We start from the raw sequence: 25,689 nt of genomic DNA, 5'->3' as shown, positions 1-25,689 counted from the left end.
GGTTACTGCTGGCCGAACCACTTGTTCGTCAGGTCCTGGTAGGTGCTCCCGTCCTGCACCGTGGCAAGGCCGTCGTTGAGCGCCTGTGTGAACTCGTCGTCGCCCTCTCGGACGCCGAAGCCGAAGTTCTCGCCCGTCTCGTAGACGAAGGCGATGGTGACCGGGCGCTGGGCGGCAAAGGTCTGGGCGACCGGCTCGTCGATGACCACGGCGTCGATGTTGCCGTTCTGGAGGTCCTCGACCGCCAGCACGTAGTTGCCGTAGGAGTTGTAGTTCGACTCGTCGAGGTTGCCCGGTTCGATGAGTTCGTCCTGCACCGTCGTCTCGCCGGTCGTCCCCTTCTGTGCGCCGATTGGACGGCCGGAGAGGTCCGACAGCGATTCCGGCGAGAAGTCGCCGTCTTCGCGAACGACAATGGCCTGGTTCGAGCTGTAGTACGGGTCGGTGAAATCGATGGTCTCGTCGCGCTCGTCGTTGATGGTCATCCCGGCGGCGACCACGTCGATGTTCTCGTTGGTCAGCGCCGGAATCAGGGACTTGAACTCGTACTCCTCCCAGCCAGCCAGTGTGTAGTCGGTTTCGTCGACGACCGCCTCCAGCAGGTCGATGTCGAACCCGACGAGTTCGCCGTCCTGCTTCATCTCGAACGGGGGGAACCCGGGCGCGGTGCCGGCAGTGATTTCGGTCGTGCCGTCGTCACCGTCACCGCCACCGCCGCCGAAACAGCCGGCGAGCGAGACGGTTACTGCGGTTCCACCGACGGTGGAGAGATACTGGCGTCGTGAAAGGCCGTCGTCTGACATAATCTCGACCACACGACAGACCGGAATATATCTTACGTGTTAACCACAGGGGTGGTACTCGTGTTCAATCGTCAGCGCGTGCCGTGCGCTGGCTGTCGGCCGATTGCACCGACGGCGACTCCGCCGTGTCGGTGTAGGCCCACGCCGTCGCTGCGACCATCGCCCCGAAGATGAGCTGTGCAGCGCCGTGGTGGAGCACCTGCGCCGTGGCACCGAAGTTGAAGATGGTGTTCGCCCCGAGGAGGATCTGCACCGGGAGCACGACCGTGGCGATGGCGGTTGCGAACTTGATCCGCCGGCTGTACTCACCGCGCCACGCGGCGAGTGTCGAACCGAGGATAGCGAAGCCGGTAATCATCGCGACGAGCCGGTGGAACCACTCGACGAAACTCGCCCAGTTCGCCGGGAACAGCCCCATCCAGCCGTCACAGAACGGCCAGCGTGCCTCACAGGTAAGTCCAGCACCGATAGCACCGGTGTACACGCCGAGCAGGATGAGTGCGAACGTCAGCACCGTCGTCGTCGCCACCAGTCGGCGGAAACGGGTGGTCATACCTAGAGCTTCGGTTGCACGTACTTATGCTCTCTTTTCGCACTTGGCCGACGAGTACAATTATCTTTACTGATATTCTTGGAGTCATCTTTATCTGCAGGTGTTATGGAATGTAACATAGCTATCCTATGTTCGAACAGATCCGCACCTACATCTACGGCCAGGGGTCCCGATCTTCGGACGCTGCGGCCAGACGGGCGGACGGAGGACTCGTCGCGAGTGACGGGCAGGCACGCTTTCTGACCGATGCCATCGACCCGGACTCGCCGCGGCTCGAAGACCTCTTCGACGACCCCGAGAGCGCCACAATCGGGACTCAGCACGTCGAACGACAGTTCGAGCTCGGTCCCGACGAACTGCGGGCGCTGATCGGCGAGTACGAGGCCGCCGGAATCAGCCGGAGCGAGTTCGTCGCAACCCAGGGGTTCGTCACCGAATCGCTTGTGAAAGGTGCGTTCGACCAGCTCCGGGACGAACTCGGGCCGGAGGCACAGGCCGCCATCGATTCTGTCGAGGCAGACCTCCACGAGGGACTGGAAACGACACAGTACGTTACCCGGACCGGCGTCGATGCTTTTGACGAGTCCGACCCGGGCTCCGGCTCAGGCGAGGGATTGAACTACCACGACGTGTTGCATCACATCGGGACGCCGCTCTTTATTCTGGATGCGAACGGCGACATTCTCACCTGGAACAGTTCGCTGGAGGACCTCACCGGCGTCTCCGAATCCGAGGCACAGGAGATGGAGATGGCGAGCATGGCGTTCTATCCGGACGGCCGACGCGGAAAGACGCTCGCCGACAAAGTCCTCGACGCACCGGAGACCACCCACACGGAGTACGACGTGCCGAAGGTCGAAGACGAGGACTTCACGCTGTATCGGGATACGAGCGTGATGGCCGACCAGCACGGGAACGAACGCAATATCTCGTTCAGTGCCGCACCGATCTACGACGACGACGGTGAACTCATCGCCGTGGTCGAGATGGTCCAGGACCGGACCGACGAAGCGAACCGCCACGAAGCCGTGACGAGTCTGGTCGAAGAGGTGAAATCGACGATGGCCGCGCTCAAGAACGGCCGACTCGACGCTCGGGCGTCGTTCGACCGAACCGACGGCGGCGAGTACGTCGACGACCAGCTCTACGAGGTCGTCGGCTCGCTCAACGACATGGCCGAACAGGTCGAGGGGTTGGCGGACCAAGTGGACGAACAAGCCCAGCAGCTCGCGGCGACCATCGAGCAGGCGAACTCCTCCGCCGAGACCGTCGAGAACCGGGTGGCCGAACAGACCGATTCGCTCTCGACGGCGGCCGACAACATCCAGAACATCGGGGCCGGGATGGAGGAAGTCGCCGCGACATCGAGCGAAGTAGCGTCGGCGGCGAAACGGGCGAAGGATGCCGCCGAAGACGGGTCAGACGCCGGCGAGACAGTCATGGAGGTCACCGACGGCCTCACCGAGACGAGCGAAGACCTCGTCGACACCGTCACCGACCTCGACGACCAGATGGACGAAGTCAGCGAGATCGTCGAGATCATCGCCGACGTGGCAGAGCAGACAAACATGCTTGCGCTGAACGCCAACATCGAGGCGGCCCGGGCAGGCGAAAGCGGGAGCGGGTTCGCCGTCGTGGCCGACGAGGTGAAGACGCTCGCCAACGAGACGAGCGAGTACGCCTCCGAGATATCGACGAGTATCAACACCATTCAGGACCAGGCGACCGAGACGGCCGAGATGGTCGAGACGTCCCACGAGCAGGTCGAGCACGCGGAATCCGAGATCGCGGACGCGCTGGATGCGCTGGACGAGATTTCCGACGCCGTCGAGGAAGCGACGAGGGGCATCCAGGAAGTCGCCGACGCCAACGACGATCAGGCGAGCGCTATCGAGGACGTGACTTCGATGGTCGAGGACGCACAGGACCACGCCCGGGAGGCCGAGACGGCGACCAAGGAGATCGTCGAAGCGACCGACAGACAGGAGGACGCGGTCACCGAGTTGACCGACCGTGTCGGCGAACTCACGAACTCCAACTGACTCACGGACACCAGTTTCCACGGTCGCGTCCGGGCGGTCCGATTTTCCAATTGATGGGACACAGACGGGTCAAAACCCACCGCGATCCGTCGGTATTCGACATCTGTCGTTGTACCGCTCGTCCGTTGACGGTAAACTTGTCTTTTTTACAGTTGGGTTCGACTTCCGTGTATGGGACTTGACGAGGACGCACTGGAGTACCACCGGAGCGAGCCGCCAGGGAAGATAGAGATCGCGACGACGAAGCCGACCAACACCCAGCGAGACCTCTCACTGGCGTACTCGCCCGGCGTGGCCGCACCGTGCAAGGAGATCGACAAAGACCCCGAGCGAGCCTTCGAGTACACCGCGAAGGGGAACCTCGTCGGCGTCGTCTCCGACGGGTCCGCCGTGCTCGGCCTGGGCGACATCGGCCCGGAGGCCGGGAAACCGGTCATGGAAGGGAAAGGCGTGCTGTTCAAGCGCTTCGCCGACATCGACGTGTTCGACGTGGAACTGGACACGGACGACGCCGAGGCGATGATACAGACGGTGCAGGCGATGGAGCCGACCTTCGGGGGGATCAACCTCGAAGACATCGCCGCCCCGGAATGTTTCGAGGTCGAGCGCCGACTCAGCGAGAAGCTCGACATCCCGGTGTTCCACGACGACCAGCACGGGACCGCGATCATCTCCGGCGCGGCAATGGTCAACGCAGCCGACATCGCCGACAAGGAACTGGACGAACTGGACGTCGTCTTTTCGGGTGCCGGCGCCTCCGCTATCGCCTCGGCGAAGTTCTACGTCTCGCTCGGCGTCTCGAAGGACAACATCACGATGTGTGATTCCTCGGGAATCATCACCGAGGAACGAGCGACCCACGAGGACCTCAACCGGTTCAAACAGGAGTTCGCCCGCGACATCCCCGAGGGGGACCTCGCCGACGCGATGGCGGGAGCCGACGTGTTCGTTGGCCTCTCCGTCGGCGGAATCGTCGACCAGGAGATGGTGCGGTCGATGGCCAGCGACCCCATCATCTTCGCGATGGCGAACCCGGACCCCGAGATCGCCTACGAGGACGCCAAATCGGCCCGCGACGACACGGTCATCATGGCGACCGGCCGGTCGGACTACCCGAACCAGGTCAACAACGTGCTGGGGTTCCCGTTCATCTTCCGCGGGGCGCTGGACGTGCGGGCGACCGAAATCAACGAGGACATGAAGGTGGCGGCGGCTCGCGCACTGGCCGACCTCGCCAAGCAGGACGTGCCCGACGAGGTCGTCAAGGCTTACGGCGACCAGCCGCTGCAGTTCGGCCCGGACTACATCATCCCGAAACCGCTCGACCCGCGGGTCCTGTTCGAGGTGACCCCCGCAGTCGCGGAGGCCGCTATCGAGAGCGGCGCGGCGCGAAAGGAGATCGACACGACGGACTACGTCGAGAAGCTCGAAGCGCGGCTGGGCAAGTCCCGCGAGATGATGCGGGTCGTCCTCAACAAGGCAAAGAGCGACCCGAAGCGGGTCGTCCTCGCGGAGGGCCACGACGAGAAGATGATTCGCGCGGCCTACCAGCTCGTCGAACAGGGCATCGCCGAACCAGTCCTCATCGGTGACGCCGACCGCATCGAGTCCACGCGCCGGAAGTTCGGCCTGGAGTTCGACCCCGTCGTCGTCGATCCCGAGACGGCCGACGTGGCCGACTACGCCGACCGGCTGTACGAACTCCGGCAGCGGAAAGGTATCACGCGCCGCGAGGCCGACGAACTCATTCGGGACGGGAACTACCTCGGCAGCGTGATGGTCGAGATGGGTGACGCCGACGCGATGCTGACCGGGCTGACCCACCACTACCCCTCGGCCCTGCGCCCGCCGCTGCAGGTCATCGGCACTGCCGACGACGCCGACTACGCGGCCGGCGTGTACATGCTGACGTTCAAGAACCGCGTCATCTTCTGTGCGGACACCACGGTCAATCAGGACCCCGATACGGACGTGCTGGAGGAGGTCACCCGCCACACCGGGGAACTGGCCCGCCGGTTCAACGTCGAGCCGCGAGCGGCGATGCTGTCGTACTCGAACTTCGGCAGCGTCGACAACCCCGGGACCAAAAAGATCCGCCGGGCGGTGTCCCGGCTACAGGACGACGACCGCGTTGACTTCCCGGTCGACGGCGAGATGCAGGCCGACACCGCCGTCGTCGAGGACATCCTCACCGACACCTACGATTTCTCCGAACTCGACGACCCCGCAAACGTCCTCGTGTTCCCCAACCTCGAAGCCGGGAACATCGGCTACAAACTCCTCCAGCGACTGGGCGGCGCTGAGGCTATCGGACCGATGCTCGTCGGCATGGACAAGCCGGTCCACGTCCTCCAGCGCGGCGACGAGGTCAAAGATATCGTGAACCTCGCGGGCGTCGCCGTCGTCGACGCTCAACAGGAGTAACGAGCGCCGCTCGATCTGAACGTACCGACGACTGCTTTTTTCGAACTGAGACGGAGTTACCCGTCAGAAAAACTCAGCGTTCAGGCCTGTCGCCGGAACGCGATGTCACGTATCGCCTCGCCGTCGACCGCGGGTCGGTGGGTGGACGAAGAGCGCATCGATGACGGCCACTGCGCCGACAAGTGATGCGCCGGCGATTGCCGCCTGAATTGAGAGGCCCAGAACGACCGCGGCGACGAGCGTGAGGGCGAACACCGCGGGGATGACGGCGAGGACGAGGTCGTGACGCGTCGGCGACTGACGCGGCAACAGTTGCTCGGCGTACTGTCCGCTGAAACCGTCCGGTCCGTTAGTTCTGGTACTCAACGTAACTCACCTCCCACTGTATACTATCCGGTTTCTAATACATAAAATTTGGTCTGTGTGACGTTCCCAGAACGTACGTGGTGACAGAACTCATCATCTCTATAAGTTATAGCGATTATCTACTGTGAAACGCGACCGTAGGAGCGCCTCGAAGCCACCAGTTCCGATAGTTTCTACCCGTGGTTGCTGTCTTGTACAGATCCGCGGCTGCATGTAACTATCTAAACTGCTGCAGCCCCGTCCCGAGCGGGGGTTCGATGCGTCTACGCGGTGCTATCGACGGCGATATGAAAGAATGCGGTACTGTGGTCGGCGCGACTGCCGATTCCAGTCAATCAGTCCGACGCGCCGCCACGCTCCGCGCGTGACGGCGGCGGGACGCGTTCGTTGACGGTCGGCGCGTCAGGGAGGACACACCGGTCCGGCTCGCCGTTGACGTGTGCGTACTGGTCGGGTGCGTTCGCCAGCGGATGAGCGGGGTTGCGGTCGCCGGAGATCCGCGCGGCACGGACCTCGCCGAACCCGTTGATGCGTGCCTGGATGCCGCGCCAGTGCAGTCCTGTCGCCGGCGGGACCGACACGGAGTGTGGCGGGTCGTAGGCGGAGCCGTGAGAGGCCAGCACCTCCGCGTTCACGTTCTCGGCGAGCTGGTCGTGATCGATGAGTAGCCCGACGCGGGCGTTGGGCGGAGCCCGCCGAGCTAATACGTCGAGCCCGAGATGGAGTGCCCGGTATTCCGCGACGTTGTTGTCCGGGCAGGTGTCGGGGACCGACAGCCTGACGACGCGCTCACCGTCGAGGGTTTCGACGACGACACCCAGCCCGCCTGTCGGGCCGTTCGACTCGCTGCCGGGTGATGTCGTGCCGTTGTGGGGTCTGAACGACCCGTCTGTGGCGATGTAGAAGTCTCGATGGTGACTCCGCGGCGGATGCGCGATGTGCGGCGTCGGTGATTCATCGAACAGGTCTCGAAGTGACGGCCGGCCGTAAGCGGCCATAGTTTCCGTTGGGTAAGCAGGATAATAAATATGTTCCCTCGACGGGGGGTCGTCCCGGTACGGCGGTTTGGACGGCCTCCCGGACGATCCACTTCCATTTCAGCCCTGTGTCCCACGCCGGATCTGTTAGCGGGTGAGAAAGAGTTATATCGACGTAGTTCCATGTTATCAATACACATGACTCCAACGAAAATTCGTGAACGACTCGAAGAGTCAGAAGGTCGGGTCGACAAAGAGCTGTTCGTCAGCGCGCTAGAGTACGTCCGGGACGACGGCCGCACCCGTCGATAACCGTATTTTTATTGTGGCTAGCGGAGGAGCACAGGGATCGCGAGCGGTGAGACTAGCGATTCAAGCAGCACCTGCCGGGCTACTCGTCTGCTCTGCTCAATCGTCGGCGAGTCGCCAGCCGTCGCCGGCCGACTCGACGACGCCGCGTCGCTCCATCTCGGTCGTGACCTCACCCAGTCGGTTCGGCTGTGCGATCTCTAAATCCGTCCGGCTGACACCGTGATACTCCCGCAGTAGCTGGCGGATGTCGTCTTCGGTGTGGGTCCGCTGGTCGCTCTTTTCCATGACGCCCGCGATGAGTTCGACCATGTCTTCCACGAAGTTCCATGGGTAAACGACCCAGGTCCACTCGTCGAGGCGCTCGCCGACGAACTCCGGTTCGTGGTCGCTGGTCTGGAGCAACTGGAGCGTCGCCGTCCGGACGCTACTCGGGTTTCGGTCGCGAACGCATTCGGCGGCCGTCTCGATAGACTGGCCGGTGTCGGCGATGTCGTCGACGACCAGTACGTCCTTGCCCTCGACCGCGCCGTCGGCCAGCGGGTATTTGATCTGTGCTTCCTCGCCTTTCGCCGCCGTCCCGACGTAGTGCTCGACTTTCAGACTCGCCAGGTCGTCCAGCCCGAGGAAGTCACAGAGACAGCGCCCGCCGAACCAGCCGCCCCGTGCCAGCGCGACGACCACGTCGGGCTCGAACTCCGCGGCTTTCACGTCGTCGGCCACGTCTCGACAGAGGCCGTAGATGTACTCCCAGTCGGTGATGGTACACGAGAACTCGTCCGGTAGCTCGCCCATACGAGATGGCGTGTGTGGCCGGACTTAACCGTTGCATATTCCGCGGCGGTTACCGAACCCGGAGCGGCACGCTACGCGTCCGGGTCGCCCTTCCGGAACTCCCGGAGCAGGACCGTCGCGTAGCTCCCTTTCGGCAGCGAGAAGGAGAACGTCAGGTCCGCGTCGTCGCGCTGGACGCCGAGGGCCGTCCGGAGCAGGACGGCCCGCCGCGTCCCGTCGCTGTCGAACGCGCCGGGGAGGTCGAAATCACTCTGTTCGAGCCCGACGTCGTCGAGGACTTCGCGGGCGATAGCGCCCGGCTCACCGCTGCCGAGGTCGGTGTCGGTCCCGATCAGCGGCGCAGTGACGAAGGCCCGGCCGCGCTCGCAGTGACGCTCGACGGTCGGCAGCCGCTTTTCCGTGACCTGCTGGGTCCGGTCGGCGTCCGGAATCGGGAAGTCCTCGGGCGCGTCGCTGTCCCGGAAACAGACCACGTCGCCCTCGACGGGTCGGTCGAACGGCAACCCCCGTTCCAGCCGCTCCGAGAGGATGCGGTTGAAGACGTACGATTGGGCGGCGTTGACGAACAGCGACTGGAGGTTCGACGGCAGCGCTTCCAGCGCCTCGCGGAAATCGTCTGGCTCGTTGGCCCCGTTCTCGACCAGCCGGTGACAGATAGAGCGTTCGTAGCCTAGCGCGCCGGGCAACTTGTCCAGCGCGCCGGCCCAGTCGTGGGTCTCGTCGACGTACGCCCGCGCCTCCTGTGTCGATTCCGGTTCGCGTTCGTGGGGGTTCCCGACGTAGGCGAGGACCGCCTCTCGCCAGTCGCCGCGGGCAATCGCCAGCCCGACCTCGTGGGTGACCGGCCGGCGCGACCCGAACCGCTGCTGGCCGAAGTAGTTCGGGACGCCGACCGTCGTCTCGCCGTCCGGCAGTGTAGGATCGTCTTCCCTGTCGTTCATCGCGTTGGCCCCGTTGGCGAACGCCTGGAGGTCCGCTACAACGCTGGCAGCGCTGTCGGTGTTCTCGGTGTCCCGAACGACGATCTCAAAAGCGTTGCCCGCCAGATCGCCGAAGAGAATCGGGCGACCGGCGCGACCGATGACCTCGATGTCCGTGCCGCCGATCTCCGGCAGATCCTCGGCCGCGACCCCCTTCACCGAGAACAGCTGGGTCGTGACCGCGCGCTTGTCCTTCGTCCCCGCCCACGACACCCGCTCGCGGGAGATGCCCAGCCGGTCGGAGAGTTTGCTGGCGAAGTCGTTGGTCTCCCAGTTGCGTAGCTCCGCCCGGAAGACCAGATGCGGATACGCGCCGGTGTCGGCGTCGACCGGTTCAGTGTCGAACGCCTCCAGTTCCCGGACGCGAAAGTCTGCGGGCGAGGCGCGGAGGCGGCCGCCCACCCCGTCGGCGTCGCTGACGTAGTACTCCATGCCGACCGCCCGCTCGATTGGGTGGGCCGCTTGCATTGACTGGATGTTCGTGGGTCGGCGCTTATGGTTGGCGTTTGCGGGCTCGCTATCTTCCACATCGAACCCGGCACCTAGTGTTATCACGGCACACATACTATCTCCGAGTAGGTCGTGGCTGTGTTGGCGACCGGAGACCACCACGATGCCAAAGCTAGCATGTAAGAGCTGCGGACGAGAGATCACGTTCGACAGGGAGGGCCAGGAAGGCCGCGCACCGATGCGATACTGCCCGCGCTGTGGCGAGGAGTTCCCGCCGCGAGACGAGTGGTAGGCACAGTGTGGCGGATTTATTGGTAGGCCTCGAACTCGCGGCCGAAGGCGATGAAGTACCCGACGCCGACGAGGCCGACGACCGTAGCGACGCCGAAGGCCAGTTCCGGACCGGCCTGTATGGCGACATCGCCGACGGCCACCGCCCACTCGCTACCGTAGAGCCACCCGCCCAGCGCGGCGCTGGGGATGACCAGCGTGTTCCGAATCAGGTAGTACGTTCCGGTGACGCGGCCGCCGGCGTCCCGCTCCGCTGGCCCGACGATGAGCGCCTTGTGGGCGGGCAGACCGGCAAAGCGAAGGCCGGAGAACGCGAACAACAGCACCAGCACCCACTGGTCCGCCGGCGCGAAGATGAGCAACAGCGGGAACGCAGCGTACACCAGAAACCCCAGCGCGACGGCGGGCTTGAGGCCGGCCCACTCCGAGAGTTTCGCGACGGGGGCCATCGAAATGATGGCGATGACCATCTCGACGCCGAGCAGGACGCCGAAGAAGGCATCGGGGCGTAGCTGGACGCCAAAGCCGGTGAATCCCACCGACAGGAACTCGGTGACGACGATGACGAAGAAGACGTACACCATGCCGTTGGCGAAGCGGACGAGCGTATCTGCGACCAGCAGCGGGCGGAGCGTCGCCGGCATCATTCGCAGGTCGTCGAGAACCTGGTCGATGCCCTCGAAGGATTTTCCGAGCGTGTCCTCGCTGGCGTCGTAGAGGACGTGCTGGGCGACGGTCGCGACGATACCACAGGCCAGTGCGAGCAGCAGCACGCGCCCGAAGCCGTCGACGAACGTCCCGGTCGTCGCGAGCAGCGCCGCGGCGGCCAGTGGCCCGAGCAGGAAGCCGATGCGGCGGAACATCTCCGTGCTGGCAAACCCCATCGCTAGCCGCCCCGGCGGGACGCTCTGTTTGACGATGGCGAAGGTCGCACCCAGCCCGAAGGACTTCCAGGCCTGTGCGAGAAAGAGCCCGACGAACACGAACGTCCAGGCCGGCAGTGTCGTCCCGCCGAGCGTGATGTCACCGACGACCGAGGCGAGATACCAGATGCCGAAGCCGACCGTCGCCAGCGTCGCGAAGGCAGTCAGCGCCAGTCGCGAGCCGATGCGGTCCGACACCGCGCCGCCGGGGTAGGGGTACACCGCGCTGATGAAGTTCCCGACGCTGCCGTACAGGCCGATGACGCCGGCGCTGGCCCCCAGAATCCGCATGTACTCGGGGATGTACCGGCTGGTCATCTGGAACGCGAGGCTGAACGCCAGCATCGACAGCGACAGGACGAGCACGTCCCGCTCCAGCGCGAAGAACTGCCGGAAGGAGTCGAGCAGGTCCACGTCCTCGTCGGTCCCTGTCTCAGTTGCCATTGTCGGATACAGTTTCCCCGGGGTCTTAATGCTGGAAAAAGGGGCAATCGGTCGGTTCGCCCGGAGTACACCCTGCTCAGTACGGGAGCACGAACAGGACGACCGCCAGGAACGGCGTGAGCGCGAGCAGCATCGCGATGGCGTAGCCGAACATCTCCCGGGCCTTGATGCGGGTGATGGCGAGCAGCGGGAGCGCCCAGAAGGGGTTGAGGAGGTTCGTGTGGGCGTCGCCGACGGCGTAGGCCATCGTCGCCTGGCCGACCGGGACGCCGAGGTTCTGGGCGGCTTCGAGAATCGGCGGCCCGAGAATGATCCACTCGCCGCCGCCGGAGGGGGCGAAGATGTTGACTGTCGCACCGGCGAGCCAGGCGATGACCGGGAACGTCTGGGGGGTGGACAGCGAGATGAGCCCGCCGGCCATCAACTGCGCCAGCCCGGAGGACGCCATCATGCCCTGGATACCGGCGAAGAAGGGAAAGAGCAACACGATGCCCGACGCGGCGGTCGCGGCCTCGCCGAACTTCTCCCGGTAGGTCTGTGGGTCCATGTAGATGAAGATGCCGACCGTCAGGAAGCCGAAGTTGACGATGTTCAGCCCGAGCGCGTCGATGCCGGACTGGACGAACTGTGAGACGACCAGGGCGATGCCGGTCAGACCGATAATCCCGCCCAGCACGCGACTGTGGTTGATGCGTTCGGCCGGGACCTGTTGCTGCGGTGCCGCCGTCTCCTCCACGCCGCCGTCACTCGCCGCCTCGAACAGGTCTTCCTCGGGAATGTAGTGCGTGATACCACGCGCCCGGTCGCCGGTCGGCGTGATGACGTAGAGGACGACGAGCGCGTAGGCTATCGACAGGCCGGTCAGGATGAGACCGTAGGGATGGAAGATGGTCTCCGACGCGGAGACGACGACGTCGATGACGCCCTGCTGGATGAACTCGTTGCCCTCCGTCGCGAGCAGGAGCGGCGCGGACCCGGACAGCCCCCAGTGCCAGGTGAGGCCGAGTCCGAGATAGCCGGCCACACAGAGGACCGGATAGTGGACGTCGATGTTGTTTTCGTGGGCGGTCTTGCCCATCTCCCGGGCGAAGATAGCGCCGAGAATGAGGCTCAGCCCCCAGTGAACCCAGCCAAGCAGCATCGTCAACAGGCCGACGAGGACGACCGCCTGTTTCCCGGTGTTGGGAATCTCCGTCAACCGGCGGATACCGACGTTGATGCGGGGGTGGTACGCCACGACGAAGCCCGTCATCAGGATGAGGACCATCTGCATCGAGAACGTCAGGAAGGCCCAGAAGCCGTCGTACCAGAACCCGACCATGTCGACGGGGCCGGAGCCGGTGAGGCCGATACCAGCCAGGAACACGACGTAGCTGAGGATGAGCGCGAACAGGAACGGGCTGGGCATCCACCGTTCCACCCACGCGGAGAGTCGGTAGCCGATACGTTCGAGGACTGTCTCTCCTGTGTCATTGGTCGACATGCGCTTGCCACGTCCTCCCGAATATGTCATAAAAGTTTGCTGCTATTTCGCCGGTGGCCCCCCGCTCGTCGCTGTACAGACAGTCCCGTGGCACGACACAGGTGACTGAAACCGGCCGTGGCGGGTGATTTTATTTCGCGTCCGCGGCAAGCCGGCGTATGTCATACCGAGTCGTCGTCTCCGACACCAAGGTGATGGACAGGGAGACACGAACGGCGGTACTGAACGGGGTCGACGCGACGGTCGAAACGACGGAAGCGAAAGAGCCGGCAGCGGTCGCACGCGCAGTGGACGGCGCGGACGCGCTGATCGTCGACGCCGGCACACAGGTCACGGCCGAGGTCGTCGACACCGCCGACTCGCTCCAAGTCGTGGGCCGGGCCGGCATCGGCGTTGACAACATCGACGTGCGGGCGGCGGTCGACGCCGGCGTGACCGTAGTCAACGTCCCCGACTACTCCGTCGAGGAGGTGTCGACCCACGCGTTCGCGCTCGTGCTCGCCTGCCTGCGGAAGATACCGACGTTCGACCGGTCGGTCAAGAACGGCGAGTGGGAGTGGTCGGTCGGCCAGCCGATACATCGCCTCGCCGGCAGCACCGTCGGCCTCGTCGCCTTCGGCAAACTCGCCAGGCGGTTCGCCGCGAAGCTCCAGGGCTTCGACGTGGACGTCGTCGCCTACGACCCGTACGTGCCCGACTACCGGATGGGCGACCTCGGCGTCGAGTCGGTCACGTTCGAGACGCTGCTGGCCGACTCGGACATCGTCTCCTTGCACGCGCCGCTGACCGACGAGACGCGGGGGCTGATCGACGCGGACGCGCTCGACCGGATGCGCAAGGACGCGTTGCTCGTGAACACGGCCAGGGGCGGGCTCGTCGACGAAACGGCGCTGTACGACGCGCTCGTCAGCGGTGACCTCGGCGGGGCCGGACTGGACGTGCGCGAGTCGGAACCGCCCGGAGAATCGTCGCTGCACGACCTCGACAGCGTCGTCTGTAGCCCCCACGTCGCGTGGTACTCCGAGGAGTCCCGGGTCGAACTGACACAGACGGTGGCCGAAGACGTCGTCCGGGTGTTGCGTGGCGAAGCGCCGGAGAACCCCATCGACCCCGAGACCGGGTGGTTCTGACGGTCTCGGCGACGGAGACGGTTCACGCGGCGGCCGCGTCGAGGAGTTCGACCGCGAGTTCGGCGGCCTCAACGGCCGACTCACCAAAAATGTAGGTTATCGGCTCGATACCGAACGCGCCGTTGTGATAGATGACGCGGGGGACTTCGCCCCGGTCGCGGAAGGCCGCTTCGAGGCGGTCGTCTCTGTCCTCGTAGTCGGCGTCGAACGCCAGCGGCTCGATGTCTCGTTCGCGAGCGGCGTCGAGGACCGTCTCGTCAGTACTCAGATTGAGCGCCGCCCGGCGCGAGGGGTCGACGGCCATCGCGGTCAGTATCGTCCGCGCGACGTGTTCCGACGCCCCGAACTCGGGGTTCGACGGGACGTTGACCCGCCCTCGCAGGTCGTGGATCCGGCCGGGGACCGCCGCCACGTCGAGCGCGTCCTCGGCGTCGGGCAGCGCCATCCCGACGTTCATCCCCACGTTCGGAATCGCGGCGACGACGGCGGCGCTGTCCGCCAGCAGCCGCGTGGCTCGCCGGACCGACGACAGCACGGCCCGTTCCGCTTTCACGGCGGTATCCGTCCCCCGAACACAGAGGTCACAGCCCATCCCCTGCAGTGCCGGCATCTCCTCCTCGTGGACCGCACAGATGGGGCCGCGGTCCTCGAACTCCCGGACCAGGGCGAGCAGTTCGCCAAGCACCGCGTACTCGTCCATCTCACCCGCGGCCAGCCCGTCGGCGATTCGTTCGATGGTCTGTCGCATCCGGGCGTCCTCGCGAAAGCGCTCCTCGACGGTGACCGAGCCGCTGGCGTACTTGCTCACCGCGGCCTGTGTCACCCCGAGCTGGTCGGCGATCTCCTGTTGGGTCCACCCCTTCTCGTCGAGTTCCGTGGCGAGCATCGCCCGGGCCGTCGGGAGGAACCGCTCGACCACGATCTCGCTCGGCAACTGCAGTGTCATTGCTATGCGTGAAACGCCCCAGCCTCAAGTACCCTGCCGGCCGAATGCGTCTCGTTTCTCGGGATATAACTTGGTTGTATGAGTAGGATATAATACGGTGGGCCGTGTTGTGTCGACTACCAATGGCGTTCAGCGACCACCTGCTCGACATCGGCGACGACATCTGGGCGGCACAGAAAGGGCATCCGTTCGTCACGGAACTGGCAGCGGGGACGCTCGACGAGGCGGCGTTCGAGCACTGGGTGAAACAGGACTACCGGTATCTACAGGACTACGCGCGGCTGTTCGCCCTCGCCGGCGCGACGGCCCGCGAGGAGTCGACGATGACGCACCTGCTCGGCGTCGCCCACCAGGTACTCGACACCGAGATGGACCTCCACCGGGAGTTCGCGGCGGAGTACGGCATCTCCCGGTCGGAGCTGGAGTCGACCGAGAAGGCCCCGACCTGCCTGGCGTACACGAACTTCCTCGTCCGGACGGCCTACGAGGGCCACGAGGCGGAGATCGCCGCCGCGCTGTACCCCTGTATGCAGGGCTATCTCGACGTCGCCGAGCACATGGACGACCTGGCCGACGGCGAGCACCGGTACACGCCGTTCATCGAGATGTACACCGGCGACGACTTCCGGGAGGCGACTGGCTGGTGTCGGGCCTATGTCGACCGCTGCGGCGAGCGGTATCCCGGGCAACACGACGCCATGGAGGACGCATTTCTGACGAGCGCGAAACTGGAACACCGGTTCTGGGACATGGCCTACACGCAGGAGGGGTGGGAGCTATGACGGCCGAGACGTACGAAGCCTACGCCGACCGCGTCACCGACCCCCGATTCACCGAGTGGCTCCGCGAGCGGAGTCAGCCGGACTGGGACGGGGCCGTCGAGCACCCCTTCGTCGAGGAACTCGGGGCCGGCACGCTCGATGAAGACGCCTTCGCCGCGTATCTGGTGCAGGACTACGCCTTCGTCGACGAACTCGTGGGGACGTTCGGCCACGCAGTCGGGCAAGCCCCGGACATGGCCGCCAAGCGTCGCCTCGTCGAGTTCCTCGATACCGTGACCGACGAGGAGGACGACTACTTCGAACGCTCCTTCGCCGCGCTGGGCGTCGACGAGTCGCGCTGGCAGGCCCCGGAGCCGTCGTCGACGACGGCGGCGTTCGTCGACCTCCTGGGCCGGGCCGCCAGAGAGGGCGGCTACGCCGAGACGCTGGCCGTACTCGTCCCCGCCGAGTGGATCTACGAGTCCTGGGCGACGGCGGTCGCCGAGCGCCACGGCGACGCGGACGGCGACGACCTGCCCAGCGCCGGGATGGGACTGCCGTTCTACTTCGGCGAATGGGTGGACCTCCACGCCGTCGACTCCTTCGTCGCGTTCGTCGACTGGCTGCGGCGCGAACTCGACGCCGTCGGGCCGGCGCTTTCGCCCCGCCGGGAGGCGCGTGTCGCGTCGCTGTTCGACCGTACGGTCACACTCGAACGGCAGTTCTTCGAGACGGCCTACGAGGGGGCTCGGGCTACAGCCGACCACGGGGTGAGCCCGTAGATGGTCTCCTCGGCTGTCGTCCTCGGCTTGACTGCGGCGACCGTCCTCGTGTTCACCGGCGTCGGTCTCTTCGCCGCGCGCGGTCGCATCGACTCGGTGGAGACGTACGTCTCGGCCCGCGACTCGGCCGGCAGCGGGACTCTCGCTGCGACGGTCATCGCGTCGATGATGGGCGTCTGGATACTGCTGAGCCCCGCCGAGGCCGGGGCCGCTTTCGGCGGCTTGCCCGCCGTGCTGGGCTACGCTATCGGCAGCGCGATTCCGCTCCTCCTCTTTATTCCGGTCGGCGCTCGCATCCGCGAGGTGATGCCGGCGGGGCACTCGCTGACGGAGTTCGCCTACGCCCGCTTCGGGTCGGGGATGTACGTGCTCGTCCTGCTCGTCTCGGTGTTTTACATGTTCATTTTCCTCGCCGCGGAGATGACCGGCATCGCCGGCGCGCTCGCGCTCGTCGCGGACGTGCCGCTCTGGCAGACCTCGCTGCTCATCGGCGGGTTCGTCCTCGTCTACACGACCTACGGCGGCCTGCTCGCCAGTATCGTCACCGACACCGTCCAGACGCTGGTCATCCTGCCGCTGCTGGCCGTCGGTTTCGGCGGCGCGCTGCTCTCGCTGGGCGGCGCGAACGAACTCCACGCGACAGTGGTGTCGGCCGACCCGACGCTGCTGGACCCGGGGTTCGGCCCCGGCCTGGAGTTCGGGCTGTACGTCGCCTTCGCTCTCCTCGGGGCGAATATGCTGAACCAGGGCGTCTGGCAGCGGGTGTACGCCGCCGACGGCGAGGGTGCCCTGCGGCGCGGCATGGGTATCGCCGCCGTCGTCGTCGTGCCGATGCTCCTGCTGTCCGGACTGTTCGGCATCGCCGCTGCGGGGCTGGGACTCACCGAATCCGGCTCCGCGAGCATCGCCTTCTTCCTCGTGCTGGCGGAGGCGTTCCCGACATGGGTGACCCTCGCCGTCGTCGTCCTCGCCGTCCTGCTGGTGATGAGTTCGGCCGACACGATGTTCAACGCCATCGCCAGCGTCGTCACCGCCGACCTTGCCCGACTGCTCGACGACCCTGACCAGCGGACCCTCTGGCTCGGCGGCCGCGGGCTGACTGTCGCCGTCGCCCTCGGCGCGATATTCATCGGCGCACAGGGGTACAGCGTCCTCCAGTTGTTCCTGACGGCAGACCTGCTCGCCGCTGGCGTCTTCGTGCCGTTCCTGGCCGGCCTCTACACCGAGCGACTCACCGGGCCGGGCGCGATGGTTTCGGGCATCGCGGGGCTGCTCGTCGGATTCGCCTACTTCCCGTCGCTCCGCGGTCTCGTCGCCACGATACCGGGCGTCGGGAGCGCCCTGCCAGCGCCGTCGTTCCTGCTCGCCTTCGCCGGTGCGACGCTCGTCTCGGCAGCCCTCACCGTGGTTGCGACGCTGCTGGGCGGGGCCGATGCCGATCTCGACAGCCTCGGCCGGGAGGTCCGTGCGCTTGACGACCCGGTGGCTGACGGGGGGACTGAGCAATGACTCCGCCAGCCATCCTCCCTCTCGCGGCACTCGGGTCGACAGCGTTCGCGGCGCTGGCCTGGGGATCGATTCTGCTCGTCATCGCCGTGTTCCTCGCCGTCGGCTGGCTGGTCCTGACCGAGTAGTCCGCCACGGTAAGAGCCTGAAAACGAGAGTCATTCATGGTAACAAGACACATACTTATCATGATGGGGTGCGGAATATCGCACATGCAGACCTTCGTGCTCGCGACGAACTCCGAGACAGTCAGCGAAACGCTGTGTTCGTACCTCGAAGGAGTCCTCGACCCGGACGACAGCGTCTACGCGGTCAACTCACAGCCGGGTGGCGACAGCACGGAACCGGAAGCGGTCGCCGACGGGAAGGCCGCGCTCGAAGTCGTCTCGGACCGTCTGGGCGACCAGGTATCCGTCGAAACCTACCAGATAATCCGGGGGAACAGCCCGGCGACGGACATCTTCGACATCGCCGAGGAGGTCGACGCCGACGAACTCGTCATCGGCGTCCGCAAGCGCAGCCAGACCGACCGGCTCATCTTCGGCAGCGTCGCACAGGACATCATGCGGCAATCTGACTACCCGATGCGGGTCGTGCCGCGGGAGTGAGCAGCGGCTGGCCGGTCACTGCTGAGAAAACGAAGAGCCGCGTCGGCCACGGGTATGGCCGGGTTTTATTCGGCCGACTCGTAGTCGTCGAAGGCGTCGATCTCGACGCCCTCGTCGGTGATTTCGGCGAGGACGACGCCGTTGCCGGAGCCGGTGTCACGCTCGGCCGCCGCGTTGACGGCACGAATCGCCAGACTACGGGCCTCTTCGAGACTCATCTCGGGGTCGTACTGCCCTTCGATGGTCCCCGTTGCGACCATCGTCCCGGAGCCGGTGACGGTGTAGTCGTCTTCGAGCACGCCGCCAGCGGGGTCGACGCTGTAGACGTGGCTGCCCGCTTCGTCGACGCCGCCGACGATGGGGTTGATGGCGAAGTACGGGCCACCGCGGGCGAAATTGCCCGCCAGCGTCGCCAGCGCGTGAATCGAGAGCGGTTCGTCCCGGCGGACCTCGTAGAGGTCGGCCTCCGCGCGAAGCGAGCGGATGAACGACTGGGCCCCGCCGACGCTGCCGACCAGCGTCATCGCGGCCGTCGGGTGGATCTGCTCGACCTTCTGGACCTGCTTGTTCGAGACGAAGCGGCCACCGAGGGAGGCACGCCGGTCCGTCGCGATGATGACGCCGTTCTCCGTCGAGATGCCGACGGTGGTCGTCCCGGTCTTGACGACGTTCTCCTCGTCACGGCCGCCGTCTTCGTTCGGCAGATTGCCGACTTCCGGTTCGTAGGCGTCGGTCAGACGGTTCTCAGGGTCGTACATCAGTTCTCACCTCCGAGCTCGAACTCTTCAAGCCGTTCCGCGATGTCGTCTTCAGCGAGCTTTTCGAACTGCTCGCTTTCCACGTCGATGGTGGCGATGTCGACGCCGGTCGCGTCGAGGCCCTCCTCGTTGACCGAGGCCAGCGCCCGGAGCGCGAGTTCGATGCCGCCTTCGAGGTCCATCTCCTCGGCGTACTCGTCTTCGAGGAACGACTGGATGTCCTCGCGGGAGCCGCCGATGGCGACTGCCTGCCACTCGTAGGGCGTCCCCGAGGGGTCAGTCTCGAAGAGGCGCGGTTCGCCGTCCTCGATACCGGCCACGAGCAGCGCCACACCGAACGGGCGTGCGCCGCCGGTCTGGGTGTACTGCTGGATGTAGTCGGTGATCTCCTTCGTCAGCGACTCGACGGAGGCCGGCTCGTCGTAGCGCAGGCGGTTGACCTGCGCCTGGCGGCGCGCCACGTCGATGAGCTGGCGGGCGTCAGCGACGTGGCCCGCGCTGGCGACGCCGACGTGGGAGTCGATCTCGTGGATCTTCTCGATGCTGTCGCGCTCGATGAGCGGCGACCGGGCGTGGCGGTCCGCGGCGATGACCACGCCGTCCTCTGTGCGGACCCCGACGCTCGCGGTTCCGCGCTTGACGGCTTCTCGTGCGTACTCGACCTGATAGAGGCGTCCGTCCGGGGAGAAGATGGTGATCCCGCGGTCGTAGGCCTGTTGTTCGTTTCCTTGCATGATGTGTGGTGTTGTTGTTCACCTGAGGTTAGGGCTGCTCTTATATAACCGTATCGCGCACCGCTGCCCTCAGAACAGCGGCAGGTCGCCGGTGACGCGGTCCACCAGCTCGTCCTCGGCGGGGCCGACGGCGAGGGCCGTCACCGTCCCCGGGTCGAGCTGTGTGTGGCCGGCGTCCCGGACGACCGCATGCGGCAGGCCTTCGCGCTCGGCCACGTCGGCGAGTTCGAACAGCTCGGCCTCGCTGGTGGCCTTCAGGACGACTTTCTTCTGCCCCGCGCCCTTCCAGGCTTTGCGGGGCTTCGGGCCGGCGTCCTCGTAGGCCGACAGCGAGGCGTGGGCAACCTGGGCGGCGAGCTTGCCCTCGCCCATGCCGATATCGGCCCGCGCGACGATAGCCTGCTTCATACGAGTATATGGCCACCCGTACTTAAACTCCCGTCGGACTCCCTCCACGGTTGCACATACCACAGAGTACATACGCCGTGGCCGAGCACACCCCGGAGATGCCCTCCACCATCCGAACGTACCTCCTGCGACCGGGCGCGTTCTTCGAACAGCGCCGCGACAGGCTGAGCGGCGTCCGTGGCGGCGGTCTCGCCCTCGGTATCGCCGTCGCCGTAACAGTCGTTCTCGGCGTCGCGCTCCGGCTGTTCGCGGCCCAGTTCACCGGGACTACAGAGGTAGACAACCCCGCACGGCCGCCGGACCAGATGTGCGATGACGGCGGTATCGGCGAGATAACCGTGTCTGGCTGTGACGAACCGGCGACGAGAACTGTCGAAGTCGGGTCCCTCATCTGGGACCAGGCGACCGAGGTCCTGCCGGGGTTGTTCATCGGCCTCATCGTCGTCTGGATCGGACTAGTTGTCCTCCTGTACGTCGGCGCAAAGATGGCCGGCGGCTCCGGGCAGTTCGGTGAGACGGCTGAGATAACCGCGTGGGGGCTGCTCCCGTCCGTCGTCGGCGTTGCCGTCGGCGGTGCTGCACTCGTCTTGTTTGCTGCCAGCACCGACCTCTCCGGGTCTTCGCCGGAGATGCTGCTCGAACAGGTGCGGAGCCTGCAGAACGGCCTCTCCGGGCTCGTGTTCCTCGCGATACAGGTGGGGACCGCAGCCTGGCAAGCGTACGTCTGGGCCGGCGGCCTCCGAGCCGTCCACGAGATCAGCAGGTACGCCGCAGTCGCCGTCGCTGTCGTCGCCGCGACGCTGCCCGTGGTCCTCTCCTGAGAATCGGGGAGTTTAGGCTTCCGGCCGCACACGCCACTCTCATGATACTCTCAGATGCGGATATTCTCCGGCGGCTGGAACAGGGTGACCTCGTCGTCGAACCGCTCGACGACCCGGACATCCAGATCCAGCCGGCCAGCGTGGACCTCCGACTCGGTCGGGAGTTCCTGGAGTTCCAGCACGCCAACATCCCCTGTATCCACCCGAACTCCGAGGACGAAGTCGCTGACTACGTGGAGGAGACCGTCGTCGAGGAGGGCGGAGAGTTCATTCTCCACCCCGGCGACTTCGTGCTTGGGACGACCCACGAGCGCGTCGCTATCCCCGACGACCTCATCGCCCACGTCGAAGGGCGGTCGTCGCTCGGCCGGCTTGCGATTGTAGTACATGCAACCGCGGGACTATGCGACCCCGGATACGAGGGTCAGATAACGCTCGAACTGTCGAATCTCGGCACTGCACCGGTCGCGCTCACGCCCGGGATGCGAATCTCGCAGCTCACGTTCACGGAACTCAAGACGCCTGCTGACCGCCCGTACGGGGCCGAGCGCGGCTCGAAATATCAGGGCCAGTCCGGGCCGCAGGCGAGCAAGATACAGGGAGACAGAGAATTCGGGGGCGACCAATGAGTACGACACCACACAGTGGAGGGCAGCGATAGATGCGGTTCATCGAGGAGATCGTCGTCGACGACTTCCTGCCGACGTTTCGCTCGCTGCTGGCCGACGCCCTCAGGGAGCGCGGGCTGACACAATCCGAAGTCGCGGACCTGCTGGGAATCAGCCAGAGCGCGGTTTCGAAGTACGTTCACGGCGACGTGGCGCGCCACGACGACCTGCTGGCCCACCGCGGGCTGGAGGAGCTGGTCGAGCGGCTGGCCGACGGGCTGGCAGACGGCGATATGAGTCCCGTCCAGGCGCTGGTCGAAACGGAGGTGTTCATCCGCGAACTCGAACAGGGCGGCGTGCTCGCGCAGTTACACGAGGACGCGGTCCCGGAACTCGGCGCGTACGACGACGAGTTCGCCGTCCACGACCCCGACTCGCAGCTGCGGTCGGCCGAGCGGACGCTCGCGTCGGTGCGGCGCGGACTCAGCGTGCTGGAAAACACCAGCGGGTTCGCGACGCTCATCCCGGCGGTCGGATCGAACCTCGTCCAGTGTCTTCCCGAGGCCGACAGCATCGAAGATGTGGCCGCCGTTCCGGGGCGGATTCTCGACGTGAAAGGGCGGGCGACCATCCCGGCAGACCCGGAGTTCGGCGTCAGCGAGCACGTCGCGACGCTGTTGCTGGCAGCGCGGGCCGCCGGGAGCGACGCCCGCGCCGTGTTGAACGTCCGGTACGACGACGGCGTCGTGAATGCGTTGCGGGACGCGGGTCGGACCGTCGTCGAGTTCGACGCCGAGGAGAGCGTCGAGCCGGCCGTCGCGGCCGCGCTGGCCGACGACTCTGGGGCCGACGTGCTGTATCACACCGGCGCGATGGGGATCGAACCGGTGGTGTACCTGCTCGGGGACGACGCCGTGTCGGTCGCCGAGACGGCACGCGAAATCTTGTGACCGACGCGCAGTCGTTTTACGGCCGGTGGGCGCGGGTGTACGACTGGATAGCGACTGCCCCCGGTGTGGCGGCCTGGCGCGACCGGACAGCGGACTCGCTGGCGCTCGTACCCGGCGACGCCGTCGTCGAGATGGGCTGTGGCACGGGCGCGAACGTGCCGGCGCTCCGCGAGCGCGTCGGCCCGGCGGGTCGGGTCGTCGGTATCGATGTGACGCGGGCGATGCTCGACCGCGCACGCGACCGCTCCGCGCGGACGGGTGAGACCGTCCACTACGTACAGGCCGACGCCGCCCGACCGCCTGTTCGAGAGGCGGACGCCGTGCTAGCGACCTTCGTCGCCGGCATGTTCGAGGACCCTGCAGCGGCCGTCAACGCGTGGTGTGACAGCGTCGTCCCCGGCGGCCGCGTCGCCCTGCTGAACTTCCAGCGGAGTCCCAGCGCCCCCGCCGCGCCGCTGAATCTCGCCTTCGAAGGGTTCGTCAGGCTGTCCGCGCCGGGAGCGCGGCTATCGAGGCGGTCACACGCCAGCGCGTTCGAGCGGCGAGTACGGGAAGCCCGCGAGTGCCTGACGGCGCGGACGGTGGACCGACGATACGAGACCTTCGCTGGGGGGTACCTCGGTCTGTTGAGCGGGACCGTCCAGTAACGGTGCCGCTGAGGCGACCCGTTACGGCCGATACCGTTCAGCGTGCGCCGGACAGAATTCAGGGTCCCGTAGCTGCGCGGCGACGACGCCGGGCTGGCGATGTGGGTTGTGGAGCCGGCAGGTCTCCTCGTCACAGAACGCCTCCCCGGTGTCGAGGTAGTGGTACGCCTGCAGGACGTACCCCTTGATCGCCTCGGTGGTCCGCGGGTCGTCGTCGACGAGAAACTCCCCCTCGACTTCGTTTTCAAGCACTTCCCGGGGCGGTGCCCCGCCGGACAGCAGCGCGTGTTTCTGCTGTTCCTTGTAGTACTGTTCGGGCTTGGCCGGAGCCTCGTAGAGACCCGGCACCGAGACAATCGCGGGCTGGCCGAGGACGTTCACGCGCTTGTGCCAGCGGCCGTCGTGATCGCCCCAGGTCCCCACGACGCGGTCCAACAGCGGCACGTGGAGGTGGTCCAGCGACCGCTCGGACTCGGGGAGTCGCTCGTGGAGCGCTCGTTGGACAGCCTGCCCGTCGTAGATGACGCCGCCGGCTCGCTCGGGGGACTCCAGTGCTCGCTCTTCGTAGCGAACGATTCCAAGCATCGTGTTCCCGGTCTCGCGGTCGTACGGCGAGAGCACCCGCGCCTGTGCGAACGACTCCGCCAGCTCCGAGTCGCCGTGTAGCGAGAGAAACCGGTCCCGGACGGAGACGGTGGCCTCGACCCGCGAACCGAGCCAGTCGGCGATAGCGTCGGCGTCAGCGGCCGTCGTCGGGGCACGGTACAGCGTGACAGACTCCATTGTATTTGTCAGTGGTATTGGCAAGTAATACCACTTATGTCTCGGCGATTCACAGCCGATGAGGGACGGGTATCGAACCGGTGAACTAATTTGGTCTGCTCAGATATCGCCGGTGATGATGTCGGCGACTCGCTGCCGGTCGAACAGTTCGTCTTCGGTGAATATGTCCGGATAGATACGCTGGGCGGCCAGTTCGGTCTGGAACAGGTTGATAATCGGTCCCTGGTCCAGGTAGCCGCCGCGATGTATGGCGTCCTCCTGAACCGCCGTGATCTCGCTCGCGACCGAGTCGTTCCGCAGCGTTTCGACGACCGATTCCTGGAACTCCGCGTCGGTTTTCTGTTCCTGGCCCCGCACGATGAGGGCGTCAGGGTCGATTTCAAGTAGCGTTTCGAGATCCATCGTCGACCCGTCGCCCGAGTAGTTGGCTACGTCTGAGCCCGCGAAGGCGTCTCGCAGACCCAGGTCACGGAACTGCTTCTTACTGACGCCGCCCTCGTAGAGTCGATACGGGTAGAACGCAGTGACGGATTCGTCAGCGGGGTACACAAGGAGCGACCGCGGGCGCTCCGACTCCGGGGGAAGCCGCTCGGTAATGTTGCCGATGAACTCGTCGTGGAGGCTGTCGAACGCCGCGAACCGGTCAGTCGCCCGGAACACCTGCGCGACCCTCTCGAAGGCCTCGTAGAGGGTGTAATACCGGTAGTTTTGGTGCCACTCGTCACTACGCCGGCGGATGAAATTCCCGAAAAACGGGGCGACGTTTTCGGCGATCTCCTTGACGTCCGCCTCGTCCCAGCCGTACCAGTGAATGAGTTGGTTCGGCTCCATGAGATGGAGGTCCGCGTCCATCTCGTAGAACCGTTCCTTGTCGACGCTGTCACTTTGATACAGCGTCGTGACCGCGTCAGGGTCGTAGGTGATACCGGGGAGTTCCTCGTAGAAGTGCGTCGCGTATCGGTAGGGGAGTTGCGTCCCGAGTGTCTGGCCCGCGCCGAGCGCGAATCCCATGTCGGCGTAACTTCCCAGCAGTGCGACCCAGGTCTCCGGCGGGCCATCGAACTGGACCTCTCCCATGGGTTCCATAGAAACGGCGTACGTGTCGCCCGTCACCGTTCCGGGAGTCGATCCCGTGCTCGATTCAGTGGCTGTCCTGGATTCGGTCGCTTGAGTGTCAGCCGTCGTATCATCCGAACTGGCGGAACAGCCGGCCAGTACACCAGCGAGAACTGCTGCCCCACCCCCTTCGAGATACGTCCGTCGTGTCAGTCGTTGTTTATCCGTCATGGACTGTGCTTTTTAGGCCAGTCTAAAACTATATAACCGTTATTATTTAGGACAGCCTAAAATAGATGGTTTCAGGGAAGCCGGATACTGTGGACCGATTCGTGGGCGGATTCCGAAGCA

General features: G+C 65.6%; 27 protein-coding genes. 13 read left to right on the top strand and 14 right to left on the bottom strand.

The genetic code is table 11. The features are described 5' to 3' along the window. Positions 1–2: 2 nt before the first annotated feature. Positions 3–803, bottom strand: coding sequence for a basic amino acid ABC transporter substrate-binding protein (locus tag ACY9XZ_RS17320; RefSeq protein ID WP_463458277.1), 801 nt, complete (start codon positions 801–803; stop codon positions 3–5). A 64-nt stretch (positions 804–867) separates the two neighbouring features. Beyond that, on the bottom strand, positions 868–1,356 hold the full coding sequence (locus ACY9XZ_RS17315) for a COX15/CtaA family protein (protein WP_463458276.1): 489 nt from the start codon (positions 1,354–1,356) through the stop codon (positions 868–870). A 128-nt stretch (positions 1,357–1,484) separates the two neighbouring features. On the opposite strand from ACY9XZ_RS17315, the gene ACY9XZ_RS17310 reads away from it, so the two are divergent. Beyond that, positions 1,485–3,398, top strand: a complete 1,914-nt coding sequence (locus ACY9XZ_RS17310; protein WP_463458275.1) for a methyl-accepting chemotaxis protein — start codon at positions 1,485–1,487, stop codon at positions 3,396–3,398. A gap of 171 nt (positions 3,399–3,569) precedes the next feature. After that, positions 3,570–5,822 (top strand): NADP-dependent malic enzyme, encoded by a 2,253-nt coding sequence (locus ACY9XZ_RS17305; RefSeq protein WP_463458274.1) that lies wholly within the window; start codon positions 3,570–3,572, stop codon positions 5,820–5,822. Between the two features lie 105 nt (positions 5,823–5,927). Here ACY9XZ_RS17305 and ACY9XZ_RS17300 read toward each other — a convergent pair whose 3' ends face one another. The 4 genes from ACY9XZ_RS17300 to truD form a co-directional block, all read right to left on the bottom strand. After that, a complete protein-coding gene (locus tag ACY9XZ_RS17300; protein WP_463458273.1) occupies positions 5,928–6,188 on the bottom strand; it encodes a hypothetical protein in 261 nt (86 codons plus the stop codon). Positions 6,189–6,523: 335 nt separating this feature from the next. Further along, a complete protein-coding gene (locus tag ACY9XZ_RS17295; protein WP_463458272.1) occupies positions 6,524–7,186 on the bottom strand; it encodes a ribonuclease H in 663 nt (220 codons plus the stop codon). Between the two features lie 387 nt (positions 7,187–7,573). Next, positions 7,574–8,269 (bottom strand): phosphoribosyltransferase, encoded by a 696-nt coding sequence (locus ACY9XZ_RS17290; protein WP_463458271.1) that lies wholly within the window; start codon positions 8,267–8,269, stop codon positions 7,574–7,576. A gap of 71 nt (positions 8,270–8,340) precedes the next feature. Continuing rightward, entirely contained in the window at positions 8,341–9,717 is a 1,377-nt protein-coding gene (gene truD / locus ACY9XZ_RS17285) for a tRNA pseudouridine(13) synthase TruD (protein ID WP_463458270.1), read from the bottom strand. A gap of 145 nt (positions 9,718–9,862) precedes the next feature. On the opposite strand from truD, the gene ACY9XZ_RS17280 reads away from it, so the two are divergent. After that, positions 9,863–9,991, top strand: coding sequence for a hypothetical protein (locus ACY9XZ_RS17280; RefSeq protein WP_268812806.1), 129 nt, complete (start codon positions 9,863–9,865; stop codon positions 9,989–9,991). Positions 9,992–10,007: 16 nt separating this feature from the next. Here ACY9XZ_RS17280 and ACY9XZ_RS17275 read toward each other — a convergent pair whose 3' ends face one another. Together ACY9XZ_RS17275 and ACY9XZ_RS17270 are read right to left on the bottom strand one after the other, a co-directional pair. Beyond that, a complete protein-coding gene (locus tag ACY9XZ_RS17275; protein ID WP_463458269.1) occupies positions 10,008–11,357 on the bottom strand; it encodes an MFS transporter in 1,350 nt (449 codons plus the stop codon). A gap of 76 nt (positions 11,358–11,433) precedes the next feature. Continuing rightward, positions 11,434–12,840: a short-chain fatty acid transporter gene (locus ACY9XZ_RS17270; RefSeq protein ID WP_463458268.1), complete on the bottom strand. Its 1,407-nt coding sequence runs from the start codon at positions 12,838–12,840 to the stop codon at positions 11,434–11,436. 158 nt (positions 12,841–12,998) lie between these two features. On the opposite strand from ACY9XZ_RS17270, the gene ACY9XZ_RS17265 reads away from it, so the two are divergent. Next, positions 12,999–13,970, top strand: coding sequence for a C-terminal binding protein (locus ACY9XZ_RS17265; RefSeq protein ID WP_463458267.1), 972 nt, complete (start codon positions 12,999–13,001; stop codon positions 13,968–13,970). Positions 13,971–13,992: 22 nt separating this feature from the next. Here the strand turns inward: ACY9XZ_RS17265 and ACY9XZ_RS17260 are convergent, their stop codons facing one another. Then, positions 13,993–14,916 (bottom strand): thiamine-phosphate synthase family protein, encoded by a 924-nt coding sequence (locus tag ACY9XZ_RS17260; protein WP_463458266.1) that lies wholly within the window; start codon positions 14,914–14,916, stop codon positions 13,993–13,995. Between the two features lie 122 nt (positions 14,917–15,038). On the opposite strand from ACY9XZ_RS17260, the gene tenA reads away from it, so the two are divergent. From tenA to ACY9XZ_RS17235, 5 genes are all read left to right on the top strand, one after another. After that, entirely contained in the window at positions 15,039–15,698 is a 660-nt protein-coding gene (tenA, locus tag ACY9XZ_RS17255) for a thiaminase II (RefSeq protein WP_463458265.1), read from the top strand. Then, positions 15,695–16,459 carry a TenA family protein gene (locus ACY9XZ_RS17250; protein WP_463458264.1) on the top strand — a complete coding sequence of 255 codons (765 nt, stop codon included), beginning with the start codon at positions 15,695–15,697 and terminating at the stop codon, positions 16,457–16,459. The genes tenA and ACY9XZ_RS17250 overlap by 4 nt, the downstream gene beginning before the upstream one ends. Further along, a complete protein-coding gene (locus ACY9XZ_RS17245) occupies positions 16,460–17,968 on the top strand; it encodes a sodium:solute symporter family transporter (RefSeq protein ID WP_463458263.1) in 1,509 nt (502 codons plus the stop codon). Then, positions 17,965–18,093 carry a hypothetical protein gene (locus ACY9XZ_RS17240; protein WP_463458262.1) on the top strand — a complete coding sequence of 43 codons (129 nt, stop codon included), beginning with the start codon at positions 17,965–17,967 and terminating at the stop codon, positions 18,091–18,093. Before ACY9XZ_RS17245 ends, ACY9XZ_RS17240 begins: the two co-directional genes overlap by 4 nt. Before the next feature lie 84 nt (positions 18,094–18,177). Continuing rightward, entirely contained in the window at positions 18,178–18,573 is a 396-nt protein-coding gene (locus tag ACY9XZ_RS17235) for a universal stress protein (RefSeq protein WP_463458261.1), read from the top strand. 65 nt (positions 18,574–18,638) lie between these two features. On the opposite strand, the gene psmB is transcribed toward ACY9XZ_RS17235, so the two are convergent. The 3 genes from psmB to pth2 all read right to left on the bottom strand — a co-directional run bounded on the left by psmB (position 18,639) and on the right by pth2 (position 20,473). Then, positions 18,639–19,331, bottom strand: a complete 693-nt coding sequence (gene psmB / locus ACY9XZ_RS17230; protein ID WP_463458260.1) for an archaeal proteasome endopeptidase complex subunit beta — start codon at positions 19,329–19,331, stop codon at positions 18,639–18,641. Further along, the gene (gene psmA / locus ACY9XZ_RS17225; RefSeq protein WP_463458259.1) at positions 19,331–20,065 is read right to left on the bottom strand and encodes an archaeal proteasome endopeptidase complex subunit alpha; all 735 of its coding nucleotides are present in this window, start codon (positions 20,063–20,065) and stop codon (positions 19,331–19,333) included. The genes psmB and psmA overlap by 1 nt, the downstream gene beginning before the upstream one ends. Before the next feature lie 69 nt (positions 20,066–20,134). Next, positions 20,135–20,473, bottom strand: coding sequence for a peptidyl-tRNA hydrolase Pth2 (gene pth2 / locus ACY9XZ_RS17220; RefSeq protein ID WP_463458258.1), 339 nt, complete (start codon positions 20,471–20,473; stop codon positions 20,135–20,137). Between the two features lie 98 nt (positions 20,474–20,571). Here pth2 and ACY9XZ_RS17215 point away from each other — a divergent pair, with 98 nt between their 5' ends. Genes ACY9XZ_RS17215 through ACY9XZ_RS17200 form a run of 4 tightly spaced genes read left to right on the top strand, consistent with a single transcriptional unit; the run spans position 20,572 to position 23,499 of the window. Then, entirely contained in the window at positions 20,572–21,294 is a 723-nt protein-coding gene (locus tag ACY9XZ_RS17215; RefSeq protein WP_463458257.1) for a Yip1 family protein, read from the top strand. 41 nt (positions 21,295–21,335) lie between these two features. Continuing rightward, positions 21,336–21,923: a dCTP deaminase gene (gene dcd, locus ACY9XZ_RS17210; RefSeq protein ID WP_137684497.1), complete on the top strand. Its 588-nt coding sequence runs from the start codon at positions 21,336–21,338 to the stop codon at positions 21,921–21,923. 32 nt (positions 21,924–21,955) lie between these two features. Next, positions 21,956–22,852: a thiamine-phosphate synthase family protein gene (locus ACY9XZ_RS17205; RefSeq protein ID WP_463458256.1), complete on the top strand. Its 897-nt coding sequence runs from the start codon at positions 21,956–21,958 to the stop codon at positions 22,850–22,852. Beyond that, entirely contained in the window at positions 22,849–23,499 is a 651-nt protein-coding gene (locus ACY9XZ_RS17200) for a class I SAM-dependent methyltransferase (protein ID WP_463458255.1), read from the top strand. The genes ACY9XZ_RS17205 and ACY9XZ_RS17200 overlap by 4 nt, the downstream gene beginning before the upstream one ends. Positions 23,500–23,520: 21 nt before the next feature. Here the strand turns inward: ACY9XZ_RS17200 and ACY9XZ_RS17195 are convergent, their stop codons facing one another. Beyond that, positions 23,521–24,282 (bottom strand): DUF7001 family protein, encoded by a 762-nt coding sequence (locus tag ACY9XZ_RS17195; protein ID WP_463458254.1) that lies wholly within the window; start codon positions 24,280–24,282, stop codon positions 23,521–23,523. Positions 24,283–24,381: 99 nt separating this feature from the next. Beyond that, entirely contained in the window at positions 24,382–25,569 is a 1,188-nt protein-coding gene (locus ACY9XZ_RS17190; RefSeq protein ID WP_463458253.1) for an ABC transporter substrate-binding protein, read from the bottom strand. Positions 25,570–25,689: the final 120 nt, after the last annotated feature.

Source organism: Haloarcula sp. HT12, from assembly GCF_055271655.1.
This window is presented reverse-complemented; position numbering and strand designations above follow the sequence as displayed.